This window comes from Inquilinus limosus DSM 16000 (genome assembly GCF_000423185.1).
Taxonomy (GTDB): Bacteria; Pseudomonadota; Alphaproteobacteria; order DSM-16000; family Inquilinaceae; genus Inquilinus; species Inquilinus limosus.
On the sequence record NZ_KE383985.1, the window covers coordinates 82,753 to 103,857 of the forward strand.

Below are 21,105 nucleotides of genomic sequence, written 5' to 3' on the forward strand. Positions count from 1 at the left end.
CGTCATGACCGATTCCGACAGCATGATGGTGTTCGACCGGACGCTGGTGCGCCGGCGGCGCGACCGTGCGGCGCCGAAGCTGGCCGAGCACGATTTCCTGTTCGAGCATGTGGCGGCGATGCTGGCCGAACGGCTGCTCGACGTCACCCGCCGCTTCCCGATGGCGCTCGACCTCGGCTGCCACGACGGCGCCGTGGCCCGGGCGCTGGCGGGCGGCGGCAGGGTCGACACGCTGGTCCAGGCCGACCTGTCCCCGGCGATGGCCCGTCGCGCCGCCGGCAACGGCCGGCCGACCCTGGCCTGCGACGAGGAACTGCTGCCCTTCGGCGAGGGCACGCTCGACCTCGTGATCAGCAACCTGTCGCTGCACTGGGTCAACGACCTGCCCGGCGCCCTGCTGCAGATCCGCCGGGCGCTGCGGCCCGACGGGCTGTTCCTGGCGGCGATGCTGGGCGCCGGCACCCTGGCCGAGCTGCGCTCCGCCCTGGTCGAGGCGGAGACGGAGCTGATCGGCGGGGCCAGCCCGCGCCTGTCGCCCTTCGCCGACCTGCGCGACGCGGCCGGCCTGCTGCAGCGCGCCGGCTTCGCCCTGCCGGTCGCCGACTCGGAGACGGTGACGGTCACCTACGAGAACGCCTTCCGCCTGTTCGCGGACCTGCGCGGCATGGGCGAGACCAATGCCGGACTGAACCGCAACCCGGCGACGCCGCCGCGCGGCTTCTGGCCGGCCGTCGCCGCCCGCTATGCCGAGCGCTTCGCCGAGCCGGACGGGCGCATCCCCGCCAGCTTCGAGGTGCTGTTCCTGGCCGGCTGGGCGCCGCATGAGAGCCAGCCGAAGCCCCGCCCCCGCGGCAGCGCCACCCGGTCCCTGGCCGAGGCGCTGGGCACGGTGGAACGGCCGGTGCGGCAGTAGCGGCGCCCGCCGCTACGCCTGTCCCTGCCCCTGATAGATCGCCATGGCGGCGGGCAGCTCGGCCTGCAGCGCCTGGATGCGGGTGGCGTCGGCCGGGTGGGTCGACATGAACTCCGGCGGCGCGCCGCGGCCTTCGGCCTGGGCCATCGCCTCCCAGAAGCGCACCGCCTCCTGCGGGTCGTAGCCGGCCCGCGCCATCGCCTCGACCCCCAGCCGGTCGGCCTCCAGCTCCTGGTCGCGCGAATAGGGCAGGATCACCCCGTACTGCACGCCGGCGCCGAGCAGCCCGGCGATCTGGTCGGTCGCCGCCACGTCGCCGGCCTGCATCGCCGCCATCAGCGCCTGCATGCCGATCTCCGCCGCCATGCTGCGGCTGATCCGGCGGGCGCCGTGCCGGGCGTGGACATGGCTGATCTCGTGCCCGACCACGGCGGCGAGCTGGGCGTCGCTGCCGGCCACGGAGAACATGCCCTCATAGACCCCGACCTTGTTGCCGGGCACCGCGAAGGCGTTCTTCTCCTGCCCCTGGAACACCACGAACTCCCACTCCGCCGGGTTGCCGCCGGTGGCCGAGACCAGCCGGCCGGCGACCTGGCCGAGCATCCGGTTCATCTCGGCATTGCTCGACGCCGCCCGCTCGGCCCGGATCTTGGACCAGGTCTGCTGGCCCAGCTCGGCCTCCTGCTGCGGCGAGACCAGGATGAAGTCGCCGCCCTCGCCGCCGGGCACGCAGCCGACGACCAGGGTGCCGGTCGCGCCGACCAGGGCCACCAGGATCTCGCGGCGATGCAGAATCGGACCCTCGCACATCGAACGTGTTGCTCCCCCTTGCTGTCCGTTCGATGCGGTCAACCCGCGGCGGTCGGTAAAAGATCCCGCTTCATGACGATGGCGTCGACCGCGGCGGCGCCGACCTTGTAATAGCCCTTGCGGATTCCCGCCTCGCGAAACCCGGCTCCGCGGTAGAGCGCGAGCGCCGCGGCGTTGTCCGTCGCCACCTCGAGGAACAGCGTCTCCGCCCCGGCCGCCGCGCAGCGGTCGATCAGCGCATGCAGCAGCAGGCGCCCGCCGCCCCGGCGGCGCTGGCCGGGCAGGAGGGCGATCGACAGCAGCTCCGCCTCGTCCGCCGCCACCCGGGCGAGCGCGTAGCCTGCCGGTTCCTCCCCCTCGTCAAGCGCGATCAGCGCGAACACGCCGGGGCCGGCCAGGAGCTGCGCCAGCTGGTCCGCCGCCCAGGCCTCGCCGAAGCCGGCCTCGTAGAGGGCCGACAACACCGCGGCCTCAGCCACGCCGGCCTCGACGACGCGCATCACGGCTTCGGCGCCCGATCCGCCAGCGGCACCGCGTCGGGCGGCCGGACATAGAGCGGCGGCGGCGGGCCCTCGCGCGCCTCGTCCGCGCGCTCCTCGGCCAGCCGGGCCACGGTCGCCGGATCGATCGCGGCGGGGCCGGCGCAGCGGACATCCGGCCGGCCGGTCAAGGCCGGCAGCACCAGACCGGCGCCGTCGCCGGCGACGGTCAGGGGGCCCGGGGGGATCAGCGCGACGAGATCGGCCGCCGGCAGGCACAGCGGCTCGCCGAGAGGGGCTCCGCTCGCATCGAACAGCCGGGCGAAGGGCTCGGCCCGGCGCCCGTCCAGCGCCACCAGCACGGTGCCTTCGGCGACCGGGCCGAGATCGGCCAGCACCGCGTCGAAGCTGGGGATGCCGACGATCTTCCGGCCGGTGCCGAGCGCCAGCCCGCCGACCGCGGCCAGCCCGACCCTGAGCCCGGTGAAGGAGCCCGGGCCGGTGGTGACGCCGAACAGGTCGACCTCTCCAGGCGCGACCCCGGCCTCGGCCAGCACCTCCAGCACCAGTGGCATCAGCCGGGCGGCGTGGCCCTGGGCCATCGGCTCGGTTCGCGCGGCCAGAACCCGCCCGCACCGCCGCACCGCCACGCCGCAACCGGCGCCGGCGGCATCGAGCCCGAGCACGATCACGCGCCGGCTCCAGCATATGCAGCGGACATCCAGGCGCTGTTCATTGGGAAATTCGGTCCGTACACGCGCTCACACGATCCGGCAGGCTTCCTCGAAGGCCAGGCGCGGGCGGCGGGGGAATTCCTTGCTGCGGTCGACATAGCCGATGTCGACCAGGAGGCTGGAGCGCCAGCGGGTGCCGGAGAGGAAGGCGGCGTCGACCTTGCCCCGGTCGAACTCCCCCACCAGCCAGCAGCCGAGCCCGAGGCCGCGCGCCGCCATGATCAGATAGGCGGCCTGCATCGCCGCGTCGCGATGCGCCGTCTCCTGCGCCAGGTCCGGGCGGGCGGCGAAGCGGATCGCTGCCTGCGGGTCGTCGGGCAGCAGCTTCGGCAGCTGTTCGTGGAAGGCCGAATCATAAGCCACGATCGCGGTCACCGGCGCCTGCAGCGTGGCGCCCAGCACCTCCGGGTCCAGCGCCGGCCGCAGCGCCGCCTTGCCTTCCTCCGAGGTGACGAAGACGATCCGCGCCGGACAGGAATTGGCGCTGGTCGGGCCGCGCTTCATCAGATCATAGATCGCCCGGAGCGTCGCCTCCGGGATCGCCTCGTCGAGGAACACGCATCGGGTGCGGGCCTCGCGGAACAGCGTGTCGAGCGCGATCTTGTCGAGCGCCATGGCCGTCTGCCGCAGAAAATCTCAGCTCGCGGCAGGTAAGCTTATCGCGCGATCCGCGGCAAGCCGCGCCGAATCGAGCTCGACGAGATCGTTCCCACGGATCATGGCCCGGACGTCGCGGATATAGGCCGTTCCGCGCGTCGAATAGCGCCCGAGGGTCGACGCCAGATCATAGCCGTCCAGCTTCTGCCGCGCAGCTCGCAGCGCCGCACGGCGGGCGCGGAAGCCGGCATAGGCCGGGTGGGTGTTGAGGTTGCGGGCATAGGCGGCGACGCCGTCGATCAGCCGCTCGAAGGCGGCGTAGCGCACCGCCGACCCCGCGGTCTGGCCGAACAGGGCGTTGCGGCGCCGGGCGCTGTAGGAGGTGCCCCAGCCCGATTCGACCGCTGCCTGGGCCAGGGCCAGGGAGGGCGGCACCACGTCGACCCGCAGCAGCAGCTCGTCGATGTCGCCGCCGGCGACGCTATAGCGCTCGCCCAGCTCGGCGATCCAGGCCCGCGAGTCCGCCGACGGCGCGAGGCCGAGCCGCTCCAGCCCCTGCAGGGCCAGGAGCCGGTCGCGGTCGTGGCGGATGTCCTCGTTGACCCGCAGCACCAGCGGCAGCAGGGCGTTGAAGAACAGGTCCTTGCGCAGATCGGTGGAATCGAGCCGGCGCAGGTCGGTCGGCATCACCTCGACCAGCAGCCGCGGCACCTCGGCCTCGCCGTCGCGCACCTCGGTGAGCGTGTAGTCGGCGTGGTCGAAGATGTTGCTGAGCGTTCCCGCGCTGTTGACCCGGAGGACGATGTCCGAGGTCTTGTCGATCGGCGGCACGGCCGAAGCCGGCAGCAGCTGCTGTTCCGGCGGCAGGTCGGCGACCTGCAGCTCGGCCTGGGGTTGATCGGTGATCGCTCGGGAGGAGGAGGCCGCCGGCTGGGCCAGGGCGGCGAAGGGCACGATCAGCAAAAGGCCGGCCAAGGCGGCGGCCGGTCGAAACACGCGAAACTGCATGGACCTCGTCTTCGGTTGCGCCCGGGCCAGCGGTCCCGGGCGCCCCGCCTATCGGCACGACCGGGTCCGCGGGCGCCCCTCAGTCCGGGGCGCCGCCGGGTGGAGCGCAGCCCGCCGTCACGCGACGGCGCGCACCTCCGTCACTTCGGGGATGTAGTGGCGCAGCATGTTCTCGATGCCGGCCTTCAGCGTCATGGTCGAGCTGGGGCAGCCGGAGCAGGAGCCCTGCATGTGCAGATAAACCACGCCGTGCTCGTAGCCCTGGAAGATGATGTCGCCCCCGTCCTGGGCCACGGCGGGCCGGACGCGGGTGTCGATCAGCTCCCGGATCTGGGCTTCGATCTCGGAATCCTCAGCCGACTGGGCCGCGGAGCCTTCCGTCGCGGTCTCGGCCAGGATGACCGGCCGGCCGGCGGTGAAATGCTCCATGATCACGCCCAGGATCGAGGGCTTCAGCACGTACCAGTCGATGGTGTCGGCCTTGCTCACGGTCACGAAATCGGTGCCGAGAAACACGCCGGTGACGCCCTCGATCTCGAACAGGCGCTGCGCCAGGGGCGACCGCGCCGCCGTGTCCGGCGACGGGAAGTTGGCGGTGCCCACATCCATCACGGCACGGCCCGGCAGGAACTTCAGGCTGGCCGGGTTGGGTGTCTGCTCGGTCTGGATGAACATGGACACGGTTCCTTCGATCATGCCCGGCCCTCGGGCCGCGGCGCCGGCAGGGTGAAGACGACAGCCCGGAAGATCAAGACGAAACCGGGCGCGACAGAGTCGCGCGCCAATCGCCATCGACCGTCCGGACCGCTGCTCGCGCAACCTCACCGTCCCGACGAGGTCGGATAAGGGGGCGGTGATTACGGCTGATTTGTGGCGGCCGGTCCCGTCATTCAAGATGTCGCAGCGCGTGGCGGGCGATCTTCCACATCGCGGTCGGCAGCCCGGCCTCGCCCAGCCGGTCCGGCGGCATCAGGATTCCGCCCTCGACCGGCCCGGTCAGCCGGCCCGCCGCCACGGTCAGCTCGAAGTCGAAATGGGTGAAGCCGTGCCGCACCAGCCCCGGCAGCAGCCGCCAGCCGGCGCCGCCCGGCGCCTCGGCCAGCACCGCGGCGAGCTCCGGCATCGGCTGTTCGAGCCAGGCGGAGGACGGGATCTCCATCATCCCGCCCAGCATCCCCTTCGGCGGCCGGCGGCGCAGGAGGACGTGGCCTTGCGCATCGGTCAGCCAGAAGGCCACGGCGCGGCGGGTCGGCTTCGCCGCCTTGGCCAGCTTGGCCGGCAGGTCCTCGGCAATGCCGCGGCGGCGGGCCAAGCAAGGCGCGGACCAGGGGCAGAGGATGCATTTCGGGCTGCGCGGGGTGCAGATGGTGGCGCCGAGATCCATCACCGCCTGGGCGTAGTCGCCCGGCCGCCGGCGCGGGGTCAGGGCGGCCGCATGGGCCTTGAGGACCGGCTTGGCGGTCGGCAGCGGCGTCTCCACCGCGAAGATCCGGGCCATCACCCGCTCGACATTGCCGTCCATCACCGCCGCCGGCCGGTCGAAGGCGATCGCCGCGATCGCCGCCGCGGTGTAGTCGCCGATCCCCGGCAGCTTCCGCAATTCCGCCTCGTCCGACGGGAACACTCCGCCATGGCGTTCAACCACGATGGCGGCGCAGCGATGCATGTTCCGGGCCCGGGCGTAGTAGCCGAGCCCCGCCCAGGCGCGCAGCACCTCGTCGAGCGGGGCGGCGGCGAGGTCGGCCGCGGTCGGCCAGCGCGCGGTGAAGTCGAGGAAATACTCCTTCACCGCCGCCACGGTGGTCTGCTGCAGCATGATCTCGCTGAGCCAGACCCGGTACGGATCCGCCCGCTTGCCCGGCGGCGCGCGCCAGGGCAGGACGCGGCGGTGCCGGTCGTACCAGGCCAGGAGCGCCGGGGCGAAATCGGCCGGGACAAATTCGGCGGACATGGCTGGGTCGGGCATGGCTCGCGTTGCCGCTCGGGGGTGCGTTGCGCCACTATAGGGATCCGAGTCCCGCAATTCGATCCGGTCGTGCAGCGTAGTTCCCGATGAGTTATCCGCGATCCATGGCCGCCCTGGTCCCCGCTTTGGCCCGCAAGGCGCTGGGCGGCGGCCGCAGCGCCATCGGCAGCCTGTTCGCCGACTGGCCGTCGGTGGTCGGGAGCCATTGGGCCGACCGCGCCGTGCCGGACAAGCTGAGCTTCCCGGCCGGCAAGCGCGACGGCGGCACCCTGGCGCTTCGGGTCGACCCGGCCGACGCGCTGGAGCTGCAGCACGACCAGGACCGGCTGATCGAGCGGATCAACGGTCATTTCGGCTATGCCGCGATCGCCCGGCTGAAGCTGGTCCAGGCGCCGCTGGACCGCCGGCCCGCGACACCGCGCCGCCGTTCCCTGACCCCCGGCGAGGAGGCGATGCTGGCGAAGCCGCTGGAAGCGGTGGACGACCCCGAGTGGAAATCCCGACTTGCGGCCTTCGGCCGGGCGCTCTATGCCCGGACGCCGCCACGATGACATCGGCGCAACGAGGCCCGGATCCTGATGGAGATCATCCGATGCTGAAGACCCTGCTCGCCGGACTGGCGCTGGCCGCGGCGACGTTCATGGCCGGATCGGCCTCGGCCCAGGACGCCGGCAAAGCCTGGGACCCGAAGATCACCGACACCGACTATGTGATGGGCAAGGCCGACGCGCCGGTGACGATGCTGGAGTTCGCCTCCTTCACCTGCCCGCATTGCGCCGCCTTCACCGTCAATGTCCTGCCGCAGATCGAGAAGGACTATGTCGACACCGGCAAGGTGAAGATCGTGTTCCGCCAGTTCCCGCTGAACGGCCTCGACCTGCGGGCCGGGATGATGGCGCGCTGCGCCCCGCGCGAGCAGTACTTCAACATCTCCAAGGTGCTGTTCCAGACGCAGCAGAGCTGGGCCACGGCGAGCGACCCGATCGCCGCCCTGGCGCAGATCGGCGGCATGGCCGGGCTGCCGAAGGACAAGTTCGACGCCTGCCTGGCCGACAACAGCGTCGCCGACGCGATCATCAAGCTGGGCCAGGACGCGCAGGCGGCCTACCAGGTCAACGCCACCCCGACCTTCGTGGTCGAGGGCGAGAAGCTCGAGGGCGAGGCCAGCTTCGACACCTTCAAGGCGATCTTCGACCGGAAGCTCGCCGAGAAGGGCGCCGCCACCAACTGAGCGGGAGCACGCCGCCGTGCATTTCGCCCGGCTCCGCCTGTCGGGCTTCAAATCCTTCGTCGATCCGACGGACGTGGCCATCGAGCCCGGCCTGACCGGCGTGGTCGGGCCGAACGGCTGCGGCAAGTCCAACCTGGTCGAGGCGCTGCGCTGGGCGATGGGCGAGAACTCCGCCCGGCGCATGCGCGGCCAGGAGATGGACGACGTCATCTTCGGCGGCACCACCGGCCGGGCGGCGCGCAACCTGGCCGAGGTGACGATCACGCTGGACAACAGCGACCGCACCGCACCCGGCTGGGACCACTCGGATGTCATCGAGATCGTCCGCCGGATCGAGCGCGGCACCGGCTCCGAGTACCGCATCAACGGCAAGCCGGTGCGCGCCCGCGACGTGCAGCTGCTGTTCCAGGACAACGCCTCGGGCCCCGCCTCGCCCGCCCTGGTCAGCCAGGGCCGGATCGCGGCGATGATCTCCGCCCGCCCGGCGGAGCGGCGGCAGATCCTGGAGGAGGCGGCCGGCATCACCGGCCTGCACAGCCGCCGGCACGAGGCGGAGCTGCGGCTGCGCTCGGCCGAGGAGAACCTGACCCGCCTGGACGACGTGCTGGTGCAGCTCGACGCCCAGCTCGGGGGTCTGCGCAAGCAGGCACGGCAGGCGGCGCGCTATCGCACGGTCTCGGAGCAGATCCGCCAGGTCGAGGCAACGCTGCTGCACCTGCAATGGACCGCGGCGGTCGCGGCCCTGGCCGAGGCCCGCCGCGCCTACGACGCCAACGAGCAGGTGGTGCGCGAGCGCATGATCGCGGCGACGCGAGGCACCACCGAGCAGGCGGAGGCCGCCGCGGCCCTGCCTGCCCTGCGCAAGGCGGACACCGAATCGGCCACGGCGCTGCAGCGCTACCTGGTCGAGCGCGAGACGCTGGAGGCCGAGGCCGGCCGGCTGAGCCAGTCGATCCTGGAGACCAACCGGCGGCTGGAGCAGGTCAAGGGCGACTTGGTGCGCGAGCGTTCGCTGGGCGCCGACGCCGCCCAGGCGCTGGCCCGCCTGACGGAGGAGCGCGAGCGGATCGAGCGCCAGAGCGCCGGCGAGGCGGAGGCCGAGGCCGAGGCGCGGGCGGCGATCGACATGCAGCGCGGGATCGTCGACGAGCTGGACGGGAAGCTGACCGCGCTGACCGAGGCCGCGGCCGGCGACGAGGCCCGGCGCCAGAGCCTGGCCAAGCGCCAGCGCGAGCTCGAATCCCGCCTGCTGGACCTGGCCCGCCGGCACGAGGACGCGCTGCGCCAGATCGCCCAGGTCGAGGCCGAGCTGGCCGGCGCCGACGGGGCCGAGGCGGCGGCGCTGGCCCTGGCCGAGGCCGAGGCGCGGCTGGAGGCGGCGCGGGAGGCGGTGGAGGCGGCGGAGAGCCGGCGCCAGACGGCCGATTCGGCCTTCGCCGGTGCCCGCGAGGCCGCCCAGTCGGCCGAAGGCGCCGCGACCCGGCTGAAGGCCGAGGCCGACGGCCTGCGCGCCGCCCTAGAGGGTGGTAAGGGCGGCAGCGGCAAGGGCGATGCCGCCCGCGCCCCGATCCTGGACCAGCTCAAGGTCGAACCCGGCTGGGAGGCGGCGCTGGGCGCCGCTCTCGGCGACGAGGCCTCGGTGCCGGCCGACCGTTCGGCGCCGCTGCACTGGGCCGAGCTGCCCGGCTATGACGAGACCGCACCGCTGCCGGCCGGAGCGGAGCCGCTGGCCGGCCATGTCACCGCACCTGCGGCGCTGGCCCGGCGGCTGGCCCATATCGGCGTGGTCGAGGACACGGCGGCAGCCGAGGCACTGCAGCCGGCGCTGCGGCCCGGCCAGGCGCTGGTGACCAAAACCGGCGGGCGCTGGCGCTGGGACGGGCTGGTGGCCCGGCCGGGCGCCCCCTCCCCCGCCGCGGCGCGGCTGCAGCAGCGCAACCGGCTGGAGCAGCTGGAAGCGCAGCTGGCCACCGCGGCCGAGGCCGCCGAGACGGCACGTCGGGCGGCGGATGCGGCGCGCCAGGCGGCCCAGGCGGCGCAGGAGGCCGACCGGGCGGCCCGGCGCGGTCAACAGGACGCCGTCTCCGCGGTCGGGCGCGCCCGCGAGGCGCAGAGCAGGGCGGCACAGGCCGAGGCGGCGCGGCGCAGCCGGCTGGCGGCGCTGACCGCCCAGGCCGAGCGCCTGGCCGCCGACAGCGACGACGCGATGCGCGAGCGCGAGGAGACGGCGGCCGAGATCGCGGCGCTGCCGGACGGCGAGGCGCAGCGCCGGGCGGTCGGCGAGATCCGCTCGGCCTTGGCCGAGGCGCGGGCGGGGCTGGGCGCCCGGCAATCGGCGCTGGAGCGGCTGCAGCGCGAGGCCTCCGGCCGGCGCGGCCGGCTGCGCGCGATCGAGAGCGAGGCGCAGGGCTGGGACAGCCGGGCGCGCGGCAGCGCCGACCGGCTGGCCGAGCTGGAGGTCCGGCTGGAGGAGACCCAGGCGACGCTGCTGGAGCTGGACGCCCGGCCGGCCGAGATCGCCGCCCGGCGCGAGACGCTGATCGGCCAGATCGACGAGGCCGAGCGCCGCCGCCGCATGGCCGCCGACGCGCTGGCGGTGGGCGAGCAGCGCCAGGAGGCCGCCGACCGCGCGCTGCGCGCCGCCGAGGCCGCCCTGGCCGAGGCACGCGAGACCCGGGTGCGCGGCGAGGCGGCGGTGGTGGCGGCCCAGACCGCGGTCGAGGGGCTGCGCACCCGCATCGCCGAGCGGCTGGACTGTGCGCCGGAGGCGGTGGCCGGCCTGGCGGGGCTGACCCCGGACACGCCGCTGCCGGATGCGGAGGAGACCGCCCGCAAGCTCGACCGGCTGAATCGCGAGCGCGAGGGCATGGGCCCGGTCAACCTGCGGGCCGAGGTCGAGATCGTCGAGCTCGAGTCGCAGCACACGCGGCTGTCGGCGGAGAAGGAGGACCTGACCGCCGCCATCGCCAAGCTGCGCCAGGGCATCGCCTCGCTGAACCGCGAGGCGCGGGAGCGGCTGGTGGCCAGCTTCGACGTGGTCGACGGGCATTTCCGGGCGCTGTTCACCCGGCTGTTCGGCGGCGGCAAGGCGCAGCTGGCGCTGACCGACACCGAGGACCCGCTGGAGGCGGGGCTGGAGATCTTCGCCAGCCCGCCGGGCAAGAAGCTGCAGCACCTGTCGCTGCTGTCGGGCGGCGAGCAGGCGCTGACGGCGGCGGCGCTGATCTTCGCCGTGTTCCTGACCAACCCGGCGCCGATCTGCGTGCTGGACGAGGTCGACGCGCCGCTGGACGACGCCAATGTCGACCGGCTGTGCACGCTGCTGACCGAGCTGGCGGAGGGCGGCCGCACCCGCTTCCTGATCATCACCCACCACCGCATGACCATGGCCCGGGTGAACCGCCTCTACGGCGTCACCATGATCGAGCGTGGCGTCAGCCAGCTGGTCTCGGTCGACCTGGAGCAGGCCATCCGCCACGCCCAGCCGCACCAGCAGGAGCTGGCGGTGTGAGGTTCGCGACCGCGATCCCGATGCAAGCGATCTTCCGTTCTGTCATTGCCGGGGTTGACCCGGCAATCCAGTGGGCGTCGACATTCTCTGGATGCCCGGGTCAAGCCCGGGCATGACAGTGAAGGGAGTTGGTTCGCAGCCCTGGTGGTCTCGAACCGCCGTCCCCCGCCTTACGGCTCCGTCTGGTCCACCTTGATCAGCACCTTGTCGATGCGGTTGCCGTCGAGGTCGATGACCTCGTAGCGTACCCCGTTCTCGACGAAGCTCTCCGCCACCTTCGGCAGGTGGCCGAGGTGCCAGAGCACGAAGCCCGCCAGGGTCTGGTATTCGTCATCCTCCGACCGCAGGCCGCGCAGGCGCAGCAGCCGCTCGACCTCGTCGATCGGCGTCATCGCATCGACCAGCCAGCTGCCGTCCTCGCGCTTGACGATGGAATAGCCGCTGGCCTGGTCGGCGACGTCCGCAACCTCGCCCGCGATCGCCGCCAGGATGTCGCTCGGCGTCACCAGCCCTTCGACGCTGCCGTATTCGTCGACCACCACGGCGAGATGGATCGGGGCGCTGCGGAAGGTCTGCAGCAGCTTCAGCGCCGGGGTGCCGTCCGGCACCACCAGCGGCGGCCGCATGGTCTCGGCCACGTCGAACGGGCCGCCCTGCAGCATGCGGTCGAGCATGTCCTTGGTCTGGATCACGCCCTCGAGCTCGTCGAGCTCGCCGCGCGCCACCGGGAAGCGGCTGCAGCCGCTCTCGGCGATGGTCCGGCGGATCTCGTCCGGGCTGTCTTCGAGGTCGACCCAGACCATCTCGTGCCGCGGCGTCATGATCGAGCGCACCGACCGGTCGGCCAGGCGCAGCACGCCGTCGATCATCTCGCGCTCGGCCTCGGCGAAGACGCCGGCCTCGGTGCCTTCGGCGATCAGCGTCTTCACCTCCTCCTCCGTCACCGTCTGGGCGGGGACGGCGGAGATGCCGAGCAGCTTCAGCACCAGCTCGGTCGAGCGCTGCAGCAGCCAGACGATCGGGGCGCCGACCGCGGCCACGGTCTGCATCGGCCGGGCGACGCGGGAGGCGATGGCTTCGGCGTGGTTCAGCGCGATCCGCTTCGGCACCAGCTCGCCGACGATCAGCGAGAAATAGGTGATGGCGACCACGACGAGGGCGAAGGACAGGCCGTCGGCCCAGGGCCCGACCACCGGCAGGGGCGCCAGCCAGTCGCGCAGCGGCTCCGACAGCGTGGCGCCGCCGAAGGCGCCGGCGAAGATGCCGACCAGCGTGATGCCGACCTGGACGGTGGAGAGGAGGCGGTTCGGGTCCTCGGCCAGGGTGAGGGCGGCGCGGGCGCCGCGGTGGCCCTGTTCCGCCATGCCCTGCAGCCGGGCGCGGCGGGCGGAGACCAACGCCAGCTCCGACATCGCAAAAAAGGCGTTGACCAGGATGAGCAGCACGACGATGACGAGTTCAATCATCGGCGGCCGCTAGACGGAGGTTCGTCCGTCTCCTTGCTGTGGGAAGCAGACATGATGCCGGCTGAGATACCCGGTCGGGCGCCCCTTCGTCCACCGCCAAGCCGTCAATATTCCATGAGAGCCCGGTCCGCGGGGTCGACGGTCACACCGGCATCCCGATCATCATCTGGAATTCACGCCGCAGCTGCGGGTCGTCGCGGAAGGCGCCGACCATGCAGCTGGTCACCATCTGGGTGCCGTGCTTGTGCACCCCGCGCGTGGTCATGCAATGGTGCTGCGACGACACCATCACGGCCACGCCGCGCGGCTTCAGCACCTCGTCGATCGCGCCGGCGATCTGCGCCGTCAGCCGCTCCTGGATCTGCAGCCGCTTGGCATAGGCGTCGACCACCCGCGCCAGCTTGGAGATGCCGACCACCCGGCGGTCCGGCAGATAGGCGACATGCGCCTTGCCGATGATCGGCACCATGTGGTGCTCGCAATGCGATTCGAAGTCGATGTCGCGCAGCAGCACCATCTCGTCGTAGCCGTCGACCTCCTCGAAGGTCCGGGACAGAAGCTCGACGGGATCCTGGTCGTAGCCGCGGAAGAACTCCTCATAGGCCTTCACCACCCGCTTGGGCGTGTCGCGCAGGCCTTCGCGCGACGTGTCCTCGCCGGCCCAGCGCAGCAGCACGCGCACCGCTTCCTCGGCCTCGGACCGGCTCGGGCGGTGCCCGGCCGTGCTGCGCAGCGCCTGGGTCGAGGCGTTGGCCGCCACGGGGGTGAGGGGGTTACGGGTCATGATGCCGGCCTCTCCGGGCGGTTGTCGATGGCGGTGCCGTTCGGCGTCGCGGCCCGGGCCTGGACCGCATGCGAGCTGCGGGATGGATAGGTCACGTCAGTTCAACCGGATCGTACGATGCGGGCTGTCCAGCGAGAAGGCGGGGATCGCCACGTCGAATCGCTCGCCCGACGGGGTCTCCATCTGGTAGCTGCCGACCATGATGCCGGACGGCGTCGCGATCGGCGCGCCGCTGGTGTACTGGAAGGCCTTGCCCGGCTCGATCACCGGCTCGACCCCGACGACGCCCGGGCCGCGCACCTCCCGCACCAGACCGTGTTCGTCGGTGATCCGCCAGTAGCGGCTGCGCAGCTGCACCGTTTCCGGCCCGTGATTGACGATGCGGACGTGGTAGGCCCAGACGTAGTGGTTCTCGTCGGGCGAGGACTGGTCCTCGAGATAGACCGGCTCGACCGACACCTCGATCGCCCGGGTTTCCGCAGTGTACATCACCGTCGATCCGCTGGCGGGGCGCGTCCGCGCCGACAATCCCGACCAGACTATATGGGACGCCGGGGTGTCGCGTCCAATTGCGACACAGCCGGGGAGGACTCAAATCCGATCTCGACCCGGTCGTTGGCCGGCTCCGCCTGTCCCGGCGGGGCGGGCAGCAGCGGATCGGCCGCGCCGGCGGCGGCGACGGTGATCCGATCCTTCGCGATCCCGGCCGCCTCCAGCCGGGCCACCACCAGCCGGGCCCGCCGCAGCGCCAGGCGCCGGGCCGCCGCCGGGTCGCCGCCGGCATCGGCATGGCCGGTCACGATCAGGCGCGGCGGCGGCCCCTTGGCACGGCGCCGCGCATCCTCCACCACCGCGGCGGCGATAGCGGCGGTACCGTCCGGGGCCAGCCCGGCCTTGCCAGGCAGGAAGAAGACATAGCCGATGTCGGCCGAGAGCGCCCGGTCCACCGGCACCGAATCGGGCAGCACGACCCGATCCTCGCGCGACGGCACGCACCCAGCCGCCAGACCCGCCAGGGCCACGCATGCCAGCACTGCCACGATCCGCATCGTCGTCCTTGGTCCCCGTCTGCGTCCCGCATGCAGCATAGGGCCGCGCGATGGCGACGGCGAGGCGGCATTCCCGCTTCGCTTCGATCGGCGGGTGGCCGGACCGGGATGAGGTGGCTACCATGCCGGCCGTCGAAGCAGCGGCTGGAGGATCATGCGCATCGCCATCATCGGGGCCGGGTTCACCGGCTGCCTGCTCGCGGTCCAGCTCCTGCGCCGCTCGGCCGGGGCCGCGAAGGTCGTGCTGATCGAGCGCGGCGGCCCGCCGGGCCGCGGCATGGCCTATGGCACGCCGCATCCGGCGCATCTGCTGAACGTCCGCACCGCGAACATGAGCGCCTTGCCGGACGAGCCGGACGATTTCCAGCGCTGGGCCCGGGCTCATGGCGCCGGCGACGAGCCCTATCTGCCGCGCCGCTTCTACGGCGACTATGTCGGCGAGACCCTGGCGGCCGCCGGGCGCGATTTCCCCGGCGGCCTGACCGTGCTGGCGGACGGCGCGGTGGGGCTGGACCGCGATTCGGCCGGGGTGACGGTCCGCCTCGCCTCCGGCCGGACCGAGAGCGCCGATATCGCGGCGCTGTGCATCGGCAACGCGCCGCCTTCAGCCCCGATCCCGCTGCCTGCGGCGCCGGGGCGGATCCTGGTCGGGCCGGAGGATGCCGGCCTGGCCGAGATCCCGCCGGACGAGACCGTGCTGATCATCGGCACCGGGCTGACCATGATCGACATCGCCGCCGGGCTCGGGGCGCAGGACCATCGCGGCCGCGTCCTGGCGCTGTCGCGGCGTGGCCTGCTGCCTCGACCGCATCGCGACGTCGCCAGCAAGCCGGCGGCACTGGATGCGGCGGAGTTCGTCGGCCGGCCGGCTCTGGCCGTGCTGCGCCGGCTTCGTGCCCTGTGCCGCGAGGCCGAGGCGGCGGGCGGCGACTGGCGCGCCGTGATCGACGGGCTGCGGCCCTTCACCCAGGCGCTGTGGCGCGGCTGGGACGAGGCGGAGGCGGGGCGCTTCCTGCGCCATCTGCGGCCCTGGTGGGACGTGCACCGGCACCGGGTGGCGCCGGCCATCGCCGACCGGGTCGGGGCGATGATCGCCTCGGGCCAGCTGCAGGTCGTCGCCGGGCGGCTGCGATCCGTCTCGGCGGCGGAGGACGGGCTGACGGTGACGCTGCGCCGCCGCGGCGCCGCGGCGGAGGAGAGCCGGTCGGTCGGCCGCCTGGTCCTGGCCAGCGGGCCGGAGACCGATCCGGCGCGCACCGACGACCCGCTGCTGCGGTCGCTTCTGGCCGGCGGCGCGGCACGGCCGGACCGGCTGCGCCTCGGCCTCGACGTCGACGCCGAGGGGCGGCTGATCGGCCATGACGGCCAGCCCTCGCCCCGGCTGTTCGCCCTCGGGCCGCCGACCCGCGGCGCCTTCTGGGAGATCACGGCGGTGCCCGACATCCGCAGGCAATGCGCCGAGGCGGCGACGGCGATGCTGAACGGCGACGCCGTCCCGCCTCCCGCCAAGCGGGGCTTTGACCCGGGGATCTGAGGATGGGCGGAGCTTCCACCCCAACTGTCATGCCCGGGCTTGACCCGGGCATCCAGAAGGTCTCGACGCTCTCTGGATTGCCGGGTCGAGCCCGGCAATGACAGTGGTGGGGTCTACCGCACCTTCCCTTCCTTCCAGGCCTGCAGCAGGCTGTCATAGGCTACGGTCTGGCCCTTCTCCTTCTCGTTCTCCAGCTTCGGCTTCGGCGCGCCGGGCTGGTCGAACCAGTACTGGGCGTCCTTCTCCTCGTTCAGCTTCGGCCCGCAATCGCCGAGATTGCCGGCCCGCTCCAGCCGCGCCAGCACCTGGTCCTGCTGCTTGGCCAGGTTGTCCATGGCCTGCTGCGGCGTGACCTCGCCGGTCACCGCCTCGGCCACGTTCTGCCACCACAGCTGCGCCAGCCGCGGATAGTCGGGGACATTGGTGCCGGTCGGGGTCCAGGCGACGCGCGCCGGGCTGCGGTAGAACTCGACCAGACCGCCCAGCTTCGGCGCCATCTCGTCCATCGCCTTGGAGCGGATGTCGCTGTCGCGGATCGGGGTCAGGCCGACCTGCAGCTTCTTCAGCGAGGTGGTCTTGCAGATGCAGAACTGGGCGTACAGCCAGGCCGCCTGCTGCCGCTCCTTCGGCGTGCTCTTCAGGATGGTCCAGGAACCGCAATCCTGGTAGCCCAGCTTCATCCCCTCTTCCCAATACGGGCCGTGCGGCGAGGGCGCCATGCGCCATTTCGGCGTGCCGTCCTCGTTCACCACCGGCAGGCCGGGCTTGGCCAGGTCGGCGGTGAAGGCGGTGTACCAGAAGATCTGCTGGGCGATGTTGCCCTGGCCCGGCACCGGCCCGGCCTCGGAGAAGGTCATGCCGGCCGCCTCGGGCGGGGCGTACTTCTTCAGCCAGTCGATGTACTTGGTCAGCGCGTACACCGCGGCCGGCCCGTTGACGTCGCCGCCGCGGGTGACGCTGGAGCCGGCGGGGCGGCAGCCCTCGACCCGGATGCCCCATTCGTCGACCGGCAGGCCGTTCGGGATGCCCTTGTCGCCGGCGCCGGCCATGGACAGCCAGGCGTCGGTGAAGCGCCAGCCGAGCGAGGGGTCCTTCTTGCCGTAGTCCATATGGCCCCAGACGCGGACGCCGTTGATTTCCTTCACCTTGTTGGTGAAGAAGTCGGCGATGTCCTCATAGGCCGACCAGTTCAGCGGCACGCCGAGGTCGTAGCCGTAGGCCGCCTTGAACTGCTCCTGCAGTTTCGGGTCGGTGAACCAGTCGTAGCGGAACCAGTACAGGTTCGCGAACTGCTGGTCCGGGATCTGGTACAGCTTCCCGTCCGGCCCGGTGGTGAAGCTCTTGCCCATGAAGTCGTCGATGTCGAGCGTCGGCAGGGTGAAGTCCTTGCCGTCGCCGGCCATGAAGTCGGACAGCGGCACCGCCTGGCCGTAGCGGAAATGCGTGCCGATCAGGTCGCTGTCGTTGACATAGGCGTCGTAGATGTTCTGGCCGGACTGCATCTGCGTCTGCAGCTTCTCGATCACGTCGCCTTCCTGAATCAGGTCGTGCTTCAGGTTGATGCCGGTGATCTCGGAGAAGGCGCGGGCCAGCGTCCCGGCCTCGTAGCTGTGGGTGGTGATCGTCTCCGACACCACGTTGATGTCCATGCCGCGGAACGGCTCGGCCGCCTTGATGAAGAACTCCATCTCCTTCATCTGCTCGTCCTTGGACAGCGTCGAAGGCTGGAATTCGGTGTCGATCCACTTCCTGGCATTGGCCATCAGCTGGTCCGACCCTTGGGCGAAGGCCTTGCGGGCGAAGCCCGGCAGGGCGGCGGCGACGCCGAGCGCGGAGGCGCCGCGCAGCAGGGTCCGGCGATGGACCGGGAACCCGCCCGGCCCGTGCAGCATCTTGGTCATGATCTCTCCCCGTCTATACAGATGTTGAAACCAGCACTCCCTGCCCCGGACGCCGGGGCCCGGCCCGGACGGGCGTCAGCTCATCCGAACCGCATCACCGCGATCATCCAAGCCACGGCGATCGCGAAGCCGTACCAGAGGCTGCCCGAGGCCAGCCCGATCCAGGCGAGATGGATGTAGGCGGCGCCGAGCAGGCCGATGAACAGCCGGTCGCCGGGGGTGGTGACCAGCGGCAGCAGGCCCCGCCGCGGCACCGAGGGCGCCACCAGCTGCCAGACCGTCATCGCCACCAGCAGCGCCGCGATGCCGGCGAAGAACCAGGCGGTGGGCGGCGTCCAGGCCATCCAGTCCAAATTCATGGCGCGTCCTCCCTCACACCCGGCCCAGGGCGAAGCCCTTGGCGATGTAGTTGCGGACGAACCAGATCACGATCGCGCCGGGCACGATGGTCAGCACGCCGGCGGCGGCCAGCAGCGACCAGTCCATGCCGGCGGCGCTGACCGTGCGGGTCATGGTGGCGGCGATCGGCTTGGCCTCGACCGAGGTCAGGGTGCGGGCCAGCAGCAGCTCGACCCAGGAGAACATGAAGCAGAAGAAGGCGGTGACGCCGATGCCGCCGCGGATCAGCGGCACGAAGATGGTCAGGAAGAAGCGCGGGAAGGAGTAGCCGTCGATATAGGCGGTCTCGTCGATCTCCTTCGGCACGCCGGACATGAAGCCTTCCAGGATCCAGACCGCCAGCGGCACGTTGAACAGGCAGTGCGCCAGCGCCACGGCATAGGGCGTGTCGATCAGCCCGAAGGCGGAATAGAGCTGGAAGAAGGGCAGCAGGAACACCGCCGGCGGCGACATCCGGTTCGACAGCAGCCAGAAGAACATGTGCCGGTCGCCGATGAAGCGGTAGCGGCTGAAGGCGTAGGCCGCCGGCAGCGCCACCAGCACCGAGATCACCATGTTCATCAGCACATAGGTGATCGAATGGATGTAGCCGGAATACCAGGACGCGTCGGTGAAGATGGTGACGTAGTTGTCGAAGGTCAGGGTCTGCGGGAACAGCGTGAACCCGGACAGGATCTCGCGGTTCTCCTTCAGCGACATGGTCACCAGCCAATAGATCGGCAGGGCCAGGAAGACCATGTACACGACCAGGATGACGGCGCGGGTGCGGCGGTTCATGGCGCGTCGGCTTTCCCGATATTGGTGATGACCGTGTAGAATAGCCAGGAGAACAGGAGGATGATCAGGAAGTAGATGATCGAGAACGCCGCCGCGGGCCCGAGGTCGAACTGGCCGACCGCCATGCGGGTCAGCTCCTGGCTCAGGAAGGTGGTGGCGTTGCCGGGCCCGCCGCCGGTCAGGACGAAGGGCTCGGTGTAGATCATGAAGCTGTCCATGAAGCGCAGCAGCACCGCGATCAGCAGCACGCCCGACATCTTCGGCAGCTGGATGTAGCGGAACACCGCCCAGCGCGAGGCACCGTCGATCCGCGCCGCCTGGTAGAAGGCGTCCGGGATCGAGCGCAGCCCGGCATAGCCCAGCAGCGCCACCAGCGAGGTCCAGTGCCAGATGTCCATCACCAGCACGGTGATCCAGGCGTCGAAGGTGTCGGCGGTGTAGTTGTAGTCGAAGCCGAGGCGGTTGATCAGCACGCCGGCCAGGCCGATGTCGGGCCGGGCGAAGATCTGCCAGATCGTGCCGACCACGTTCCAGGGAATCAGCAGCGGCAGCGCCAGCACGACGAGGGTGATGGAGACGGCCCAGCCGCGCGCCGGCATGCACAGCGCGACCAGCACGCCGAGCGGGATCTCGATCGCCAGCACGCAGAAGCTGAAGATCAGCTGCCGGCCCAGGGCCGCCTGCAGCCGGTCGTCCTGCAGCACCTGCTCGAACCATTCGGTGCCGACGAAGACGCCCTGGCCGGGGCCGAAGATGTCCTGCACCGAATAGTTCACGACCGTCATCAGCGGAATAATGGCGCTGAACGCGACCAGCAGCACGACCGGGACGACCAGGAACCAGGCGGCGTTGTTCGGGGTCTTTTCCATGATCAGCCCACCAGCCTGCCGTCGGCGTAGAGAAGGGTGCGCTCCGGCGGGAAGCGCAGATGCGCGGTGCCGGCCGGGACGCCGCGGCCCTCAGGCAGCTTGGCCTTCACCGTGGCGGCGCCGAGCCGCAGCGTGACGATCAGATGCGTGCCGAGATCCTCGACCGCGGTCACCGCCGCCGGCACGCCGCTGTCGGCGACCTCCAGGAACTCCGGCCGGATGCCGAGCTCGAGCCTGCCGGACGCCTTGTCCAGCCCGGCGAGGGCCGCATCGGAGAGCGGAATGCGGGCGCCCTCGACCACCGCCGCCCCCTGGTCGACGGTGCAGGGCAGCAGGTTGATGCCCGGGCTGCCGATGAAATAGCCGACGAAGGTGTGGGCCGGTCGCTCGAACAGCTCCTGCGGGGTGCCGAGCTGCACCACCTGGCCTTCGTACATGACGATCACCTCGTCGGCGAAGGTCAGCGCCTCGAGCTGGTCGTGGGTGACGTAGATCAGGCTGGTCCGCACCTGCTCGTGCACTTGCTTCAGCTTGCGCCGCAGCTGCCACTTCAGATGCGGGTCGATGACGGTCAGCGGCTCGTCGAACAGGATCGCGGCGACGTCCTTGCGCACCAGGCCGCGGCCCAGCGAGATCTTCTGCTTCTGGTCGGCGTCGAGGCCGCGGGCCCGGCGCCGCAGCACCGGCGTCAGCTCCAGCATCGCCGCCACCTCGGCGACGCGGGCCTCGATCTCCGGTCTCGGCAGCTTGCGGTTGCGCAGAGGGAAGGCCAAGTTCTCCGCCACCGTCATGGTGTCGTAGACCACCGGGAACTGGAACACCTGGGCGATGTTGCGCTGCTCCGGCGAGGCCTGGGTGACGTCGCGGCCGTCGAACAGCACCTGGCCCTGGCTGGGCGTCACCAGGCCGGAGATGATGTTGAGCAGCGTGGTCTTGCCGCAGCCGGAGGGGCCGAGGAGGGCATAGGCCCGGCCGCTCTGCCACACCATGTCCATCGGCCGCAGCGCGTAATCCGCCGGATCCGTCGGGTTCGGGCGGTAGCTGTGCGCCAGGGCCTTCAGTTCGATGCGGGCCATG

The 21,105-nt window shown here is 71.6% G+C and carries 21 protein-coding genes; 5 read left to right on the forward strand and 16 right to left on the reverse strand.

What is annotated here, in order from left to right; genetic code table 11:
* Positions 1-4 precede the first annotated feature (4 nt).
* On the forward strand, positions 5-913 hold the full coding sequence (locus G537_RS0130020) for a methyltransferase domain-containing protein (RefSeq protein ID WP_026873189.1): 909 nt from the start codon (positions 5-7) through the stop codon (positions 911-913).
* A 12-nt stretch (positions 914-925) separates the two neighbouring features.
* On the opposite strand, the gene G537_RS0130025 is transcribed toward G537_RS0130020, so the two are convergent.
* From G537_RS0130025 to mutY, 7 genes are all read right to left on the reverse strand, one after another.
* Entirely contained in the window at positions 926-1,723 is a 798-nt protein-coding gene (locus G537_RS0130025) for a M48 family metallopeptidase (protein ID WP_026873190.1), read from the reverse strand.
* Between the two features lie 38 nt (positions 1,724-1,761).
* Entirely contained in the window at positions 1,762-2,223 is a 462-nt protein-coding gene (rimI, locus tag G537_RS0130030) for a ribosomal protein S18-alanine N-acetyltransferase (RefSeq protein WP_026873191.1), read from the reverse strand.
* Positions 2,223-2,894 (reverse strand): tRNA (adenosine(37)-N6)-threonylcarbamoyltransferase complex dimerization subunit type 1 TsaB, encoded by a 672-nt coding sequence (tsaB, locus tag G537_RS0130035; RefSeq protein ID WP_026873192.1) that lies wholly within the window; start codon positions 2,892-2,894, stop codon positions 2,223-2,225. The genes rimI and tsaB overlap by 1 nt, the downstream gene beginning before the upstream one ends.
* Before the next feature lie 69 nt (positions 2,895-2,963).
* Positions 2,964-3,551, reverse strand: coding sequence for a malonic semialdehyde reductase (locus G537_RS0130040; protein WP_026873193.1), 588 nt, complete (start codon positions 3,549-3,551; stop codon positions 2,964-2,966).
* A gap of 21 nt (positions 3,552-3,572) precedes the next feature.
* Positions 3,573-4,541, reverse strand: a complete 969-nt coding sequence (locus tag G537_RS40785; protein ID WP_051249317.1) for a glucosaminidase domain-containing protein — start codon at positions 4,539-4,541, stop codon at positions 3,573-3,575.
* Between the two features lie 117 nt (positions 4,542-4,658).
* Complete coding sequence (locus G537_RS0130050) at positions 4,659-5,216, reverse strand: NifU family protein (protein WP_026873194.1); 558 nt, start codon at positions 5,214-5,216, stop codon at positions 4,659-4,661.
* 211 nt (positions 5,217-5,427) lie between these two features.
* The gene (gene mutY / locus G537_RS0130055) at positions 5,428-6,492 is read right to left on the reverse strand and encodes an A/G-specific adenine glycosylase (RefSeq protein ID WP_026873195.1); all 1,065 of its coding nucleotides are present in this window, start codon (positions 6,490-6,492) and stop codon (positions 5,428-5,430) included.
* A gap of 119 nt (positions 6,493-6,611) precedes the next feature.
* On the opposite strand from mutY, the gene G537_RS0130060 reads away from it, so the two are divergent.
* Genes G537_RS0130060 through G537_RS0130070 form a run of 3 tightly spaced genes read left to right on the forward strand, consistent with a single transcriptional unit; the run spans position 6,612 to position 11,249 of the window.
* Positions 6,612-7,058 carry a DUF721 domain-containing protein gene (locus tag G537_RS0130060; RefSeq protein WP_051249318.1) on the forward strand — a complete coding sequence of 149 codons (447 nt, stop codon included), beginning with the start codon at positions 6,612-6,614 and terminating at the stop codon, positions 7,056-7,058.
* 41 nt (positions 7,059-7,099) lie between these two features.
* Positions 7,100-7,738, forward strand: coding sequence for a DsbA family protein (locus tag G537_RS40790; RefSeq protein ID WP_034853511.1), 639 nt, complete (start codon positions 7,100-7,102; stop codon positions 7,736-7,738).
* 16 nt (positions 7,739-7,754) lie between these two features.
* Positions 7,755-11,249: a chromosome segregation SMC family protein gene (locus G537_RS0130070; RefSeq protein WP_026873197.1), complete on the forward strand. Its 3,495-nt coding sequence runs from the start codon at positions 7,755-7,757 to the stop codon at positions 11,247-11,249.
* A gap of 170 nt (positions 11,250-11,419) precedes the next feature.
* Here the strand turns inward: G537_RS0130070 and G537_RS0130075 are convergent, their stop codons facing one another.
* The 4 genes from G537_RS0130075 to G537_RS42535 all read right to left on the reverse strand — a co-directional run bounded on the left by G537_RS0130075 (position 11,420) and on the right by G537_RS42535 (position 14,539).
* A complete protein-coding gene (locus tag G537_RS0130075) occupies positions 11,420-12,715 on the reverse strand; it encodes a hemolysin family protein (RefSeq protein WP_026873198.1) in 1,296 nt (431 codons plus the stop codon).
* Between the two features lie 142 nt (positions 12,716-12,857).
* The gene (gene folE, locus G537_RS0130080; RefSeq protein ID WP_081689149.1) at positions 12,858-13,499 is read right to left on the reverse strand and encodes a GTP cyclohydrolase I FolE; all 642 of its coding nucleotides are present in this window, start codon (positions 13,497-13,499) and stop codon (positions 12,858-12,860) included.
* Positions 13,500-13,595: 96 nt separating this feature from the next.
* A complete protein-coding gene (gene apaG / locus G537_RS0130085; protein ID WP_026873200.1) occupies positions 13,596-13,988 on the reverse strand; it encodes a Co2+/Mg2+ efflux protein ApaG in 393 nt (130 codons plus the stop codon).
* Between the two features lie 50 nt (positions 13,989-14,038).
* Positions 14,039-14,539, reverse strand: coding sequence for an OmpA family protein (locus G537_RS42535; protein ID WP_162146176.1), 501 nt, complete (start codon positions 14,537-14,539; stop codon positions 14,039-14,041).
* A 163-nt stretch (positions 14,540-14,702) separates the two neighbouring features.
* On the opposite strand from G537_RS42535, the gene G537_RS40800 reads away from it, so the two are divergent.
* Positions 14,703-16,082, forward strand: a complete 1,380-nt coding sequence (locus G537_RS40800; protein ID WP_051249320.1) for an FAD/NAD(P)-binding protein — start codon at positions 14,703-14,705, stop codon at positions 16,080-16,082.
* Between the two features lie 113 nt (positions 16,083-16,195).
* Here G537_RS40800 and G537_RS0130100 read toward each other — a convergent pair whose 3' ends face one another.
* From G537_RS0130100 to G537_RS0130120, 5 genes are all read right to left on the reverse strand, one after another.
* Entirely contained in the window at positions 16,196-17,974 is a 1,779-nt protein-coding gene (locus G537_RS0130100; RefSeq protein WP_034853616.1) for an ABC transporter substrate-binding protein, read from the reverse strand.
* Positions 17,975-18,063: 89 nt separating this feature from the next.
* Complete coding sequence (locus tag G537_RS0130105; RefSeq protein ID WP_211230558.1) at positions 18,064-18,342, reverse strand: DUF2160 domain-containing protein; 279 nt, start codon at positions 18,340-18,342, stop codon at positions 18,064-18,066.
* A gap of 13 nt (positions 18,343-18,355) precedes the next feature.
* Positions 18,356-19,159: a carbohydrate ABC transporter permease gene (locus G537_RS0130110; RefSeq protein ID WP_026873204.1), complete on the reverse strand. Its 804-nt coding sequence runs from the start codon at positions 19,157-19,159 to the stop codon at positions 18,356-18,358.
* On the reverse strand, positions 19,156-20,028 hold the full coding sequence (locus tag G537_RS0130115; protein WP_026873205.1) for a carbohydrate ABC transporter permease: 873 nt from the start codon (positions 20,026-20,028) through the stop codon (positions 19,156-19,158). The genes G537_RS0130110 and G537_RS0130115 overlap by 4 nt, the downstream gene beginning before the upstream one ends.
* A 2-nt stretch (positions 20,029-20,030) precedes the next feature.
* A complete protein-coding gene (locus tag G537_RS0130120) occupies positions 20,031-21,104 on the reverse strand; it encodes an ABC transporter ATP-binding protein (RefSeq protein ID WP_026873206.1) in 1,074 nt (357 codons plus the stop codon).
* Between the last annotated feature and the right edge of the window lies 1 nt (position 21,105).

What these genes read in the sequence shown, in the direction of transcription:
- G537_RS40785 (WP_051249317.1), bottom strand. Translation starts at nt 4,541, where the DNA reads ATGCAGTTTCGCGTGTTTCGACCGGCCGCCGCCTTGGCCGGCCTTTTG.
- rimI (WP_026873191.1), bottom strand. Translation starts at nt 2,223, where the DNA reads ATGCGCGTCGTCGAGGCCGGCGTGGCTGAGGCCGCGGTGTTGTCGGCC.
- G537_RS0130050 (WP_026873194.1), bottom strand. Translation starts at nt 5,216, where the DNA reads ATGTTCATCCAGACCGAGCAGACACCCAACCCGGCCAGCCTGAAGTTC.
- G537_RS0130110 (WP_026873204.1), bottom strand. Translation starts at nt 19,159, where the DNA reads ATGAACCGCCGCACCCGCGCCGTCATCCTGGTCGTGTACATGGTCTTC.
- G537_RS0130105 (WP_211230558.1), bottom strand. Translation starts at nt 18,342, where the DNA reads ATGAATTTGGACTGGATGGCCTGGACGCCGCCCACCGCCTGGTTCTTC.
- G537_RS0130120 (WP_026873206.1), bottom strand. Translation starts at nt 21,104, where the DNA reads ATGGCCCGCATCGAACTGAAGGCCCTGGCGCACAGCTACCGCCCGAAC.
- G537_RS0130025 (WP_026873190.1), bottom strand. Translation starts at nt 1,723, where the DNA reads ATGTGCGAGGGTCCGATTCTGCATCGCCGCGAGATCCTGGTGGCCCTG.
- folE (WP_081689149.1), bottom strand. Translation starts at nt 13,499, where the DNA reads ATGACCCGTAACCCCCTCACCCCCGTGGCGGCCAACGCCTCGACCCAG.
- G537_RS0130060 (WP_051249318.1), top strand. Translation starts at nt 6,612, where the DNA reads ATGGCCGCCCTGGTCCCCGCTTTGGCCCGCAAGGCGCTGGGCGGCGGC.
- G537_RS0130115 (WP_026873205.1), bottom strand. Translation starts at nt 20,028, where the DNA reads ATGGAAAAGACCCCGAACAACGCCGCCTGGTTCCTGGTCGTCCCGGTC.
- G537_RS0130040 (WP_026873193.1), bottom strand. Translation starts at nt 3,551, where the DNA reads ATGGCGCTCGACAAGATCGCGCTCGACACGCTGTTCCGCGAGGCCCGC.
- apaG (WP_026873200.1), bottom strand. Translation starts at nt 13,988, where the DNA reads ATGTACACTGCGGAAACCCGGGCGATCGAGGTGTCGGTCGAGCCGGTC.
- G537_RS0130075 (WP_026873198.1), bottom strand. Translation starts at nt 12,715, where the DNA reads ATGATTGAACTCGTCATCGTCGTGCTGCTCATCCTGGTCAACGCCTTT.
- mutY (WP_026873195.1), bottom strand. Translation starts at nt 6,492, where the DNA reads ATGTCCGCCGAATTTGTCCCGGCCGATTTCGCCCCGGCGCTCCTGGCC.
- G537_RS40790 (WP_034853511.1), top strand. Translation starts at nt 7,100, where the DNA reads ATGCTGAAGACCCTGCTCGCCGGACTGGCGCTGGCCGCGGCGACGTTC.
- G537_RS0130020 (WP_026873189.1), top strand. Translation starts at nt 5, where the DNA reads ATGACCGATTCCGACAGCATGATGGTGTTCGACCGGACGCTGGTGCGC.
- G537_RS40800 (WP_051249320.1), top strand. Translation starts at nt 14,703, where the DNA reads ATGCGCATCGCCATCATCGGGGCCGGGTTCACCGGCTGCCTGCTCGCG.
- G537_RS0130100 (WP_034853616.1), bottom strand. Translation starts at nt 17,974, where the DNA reads ATGCTGCACGGGCCGGGCGGGTTCCCGGTCCATCGCCGGACCCTGCTG.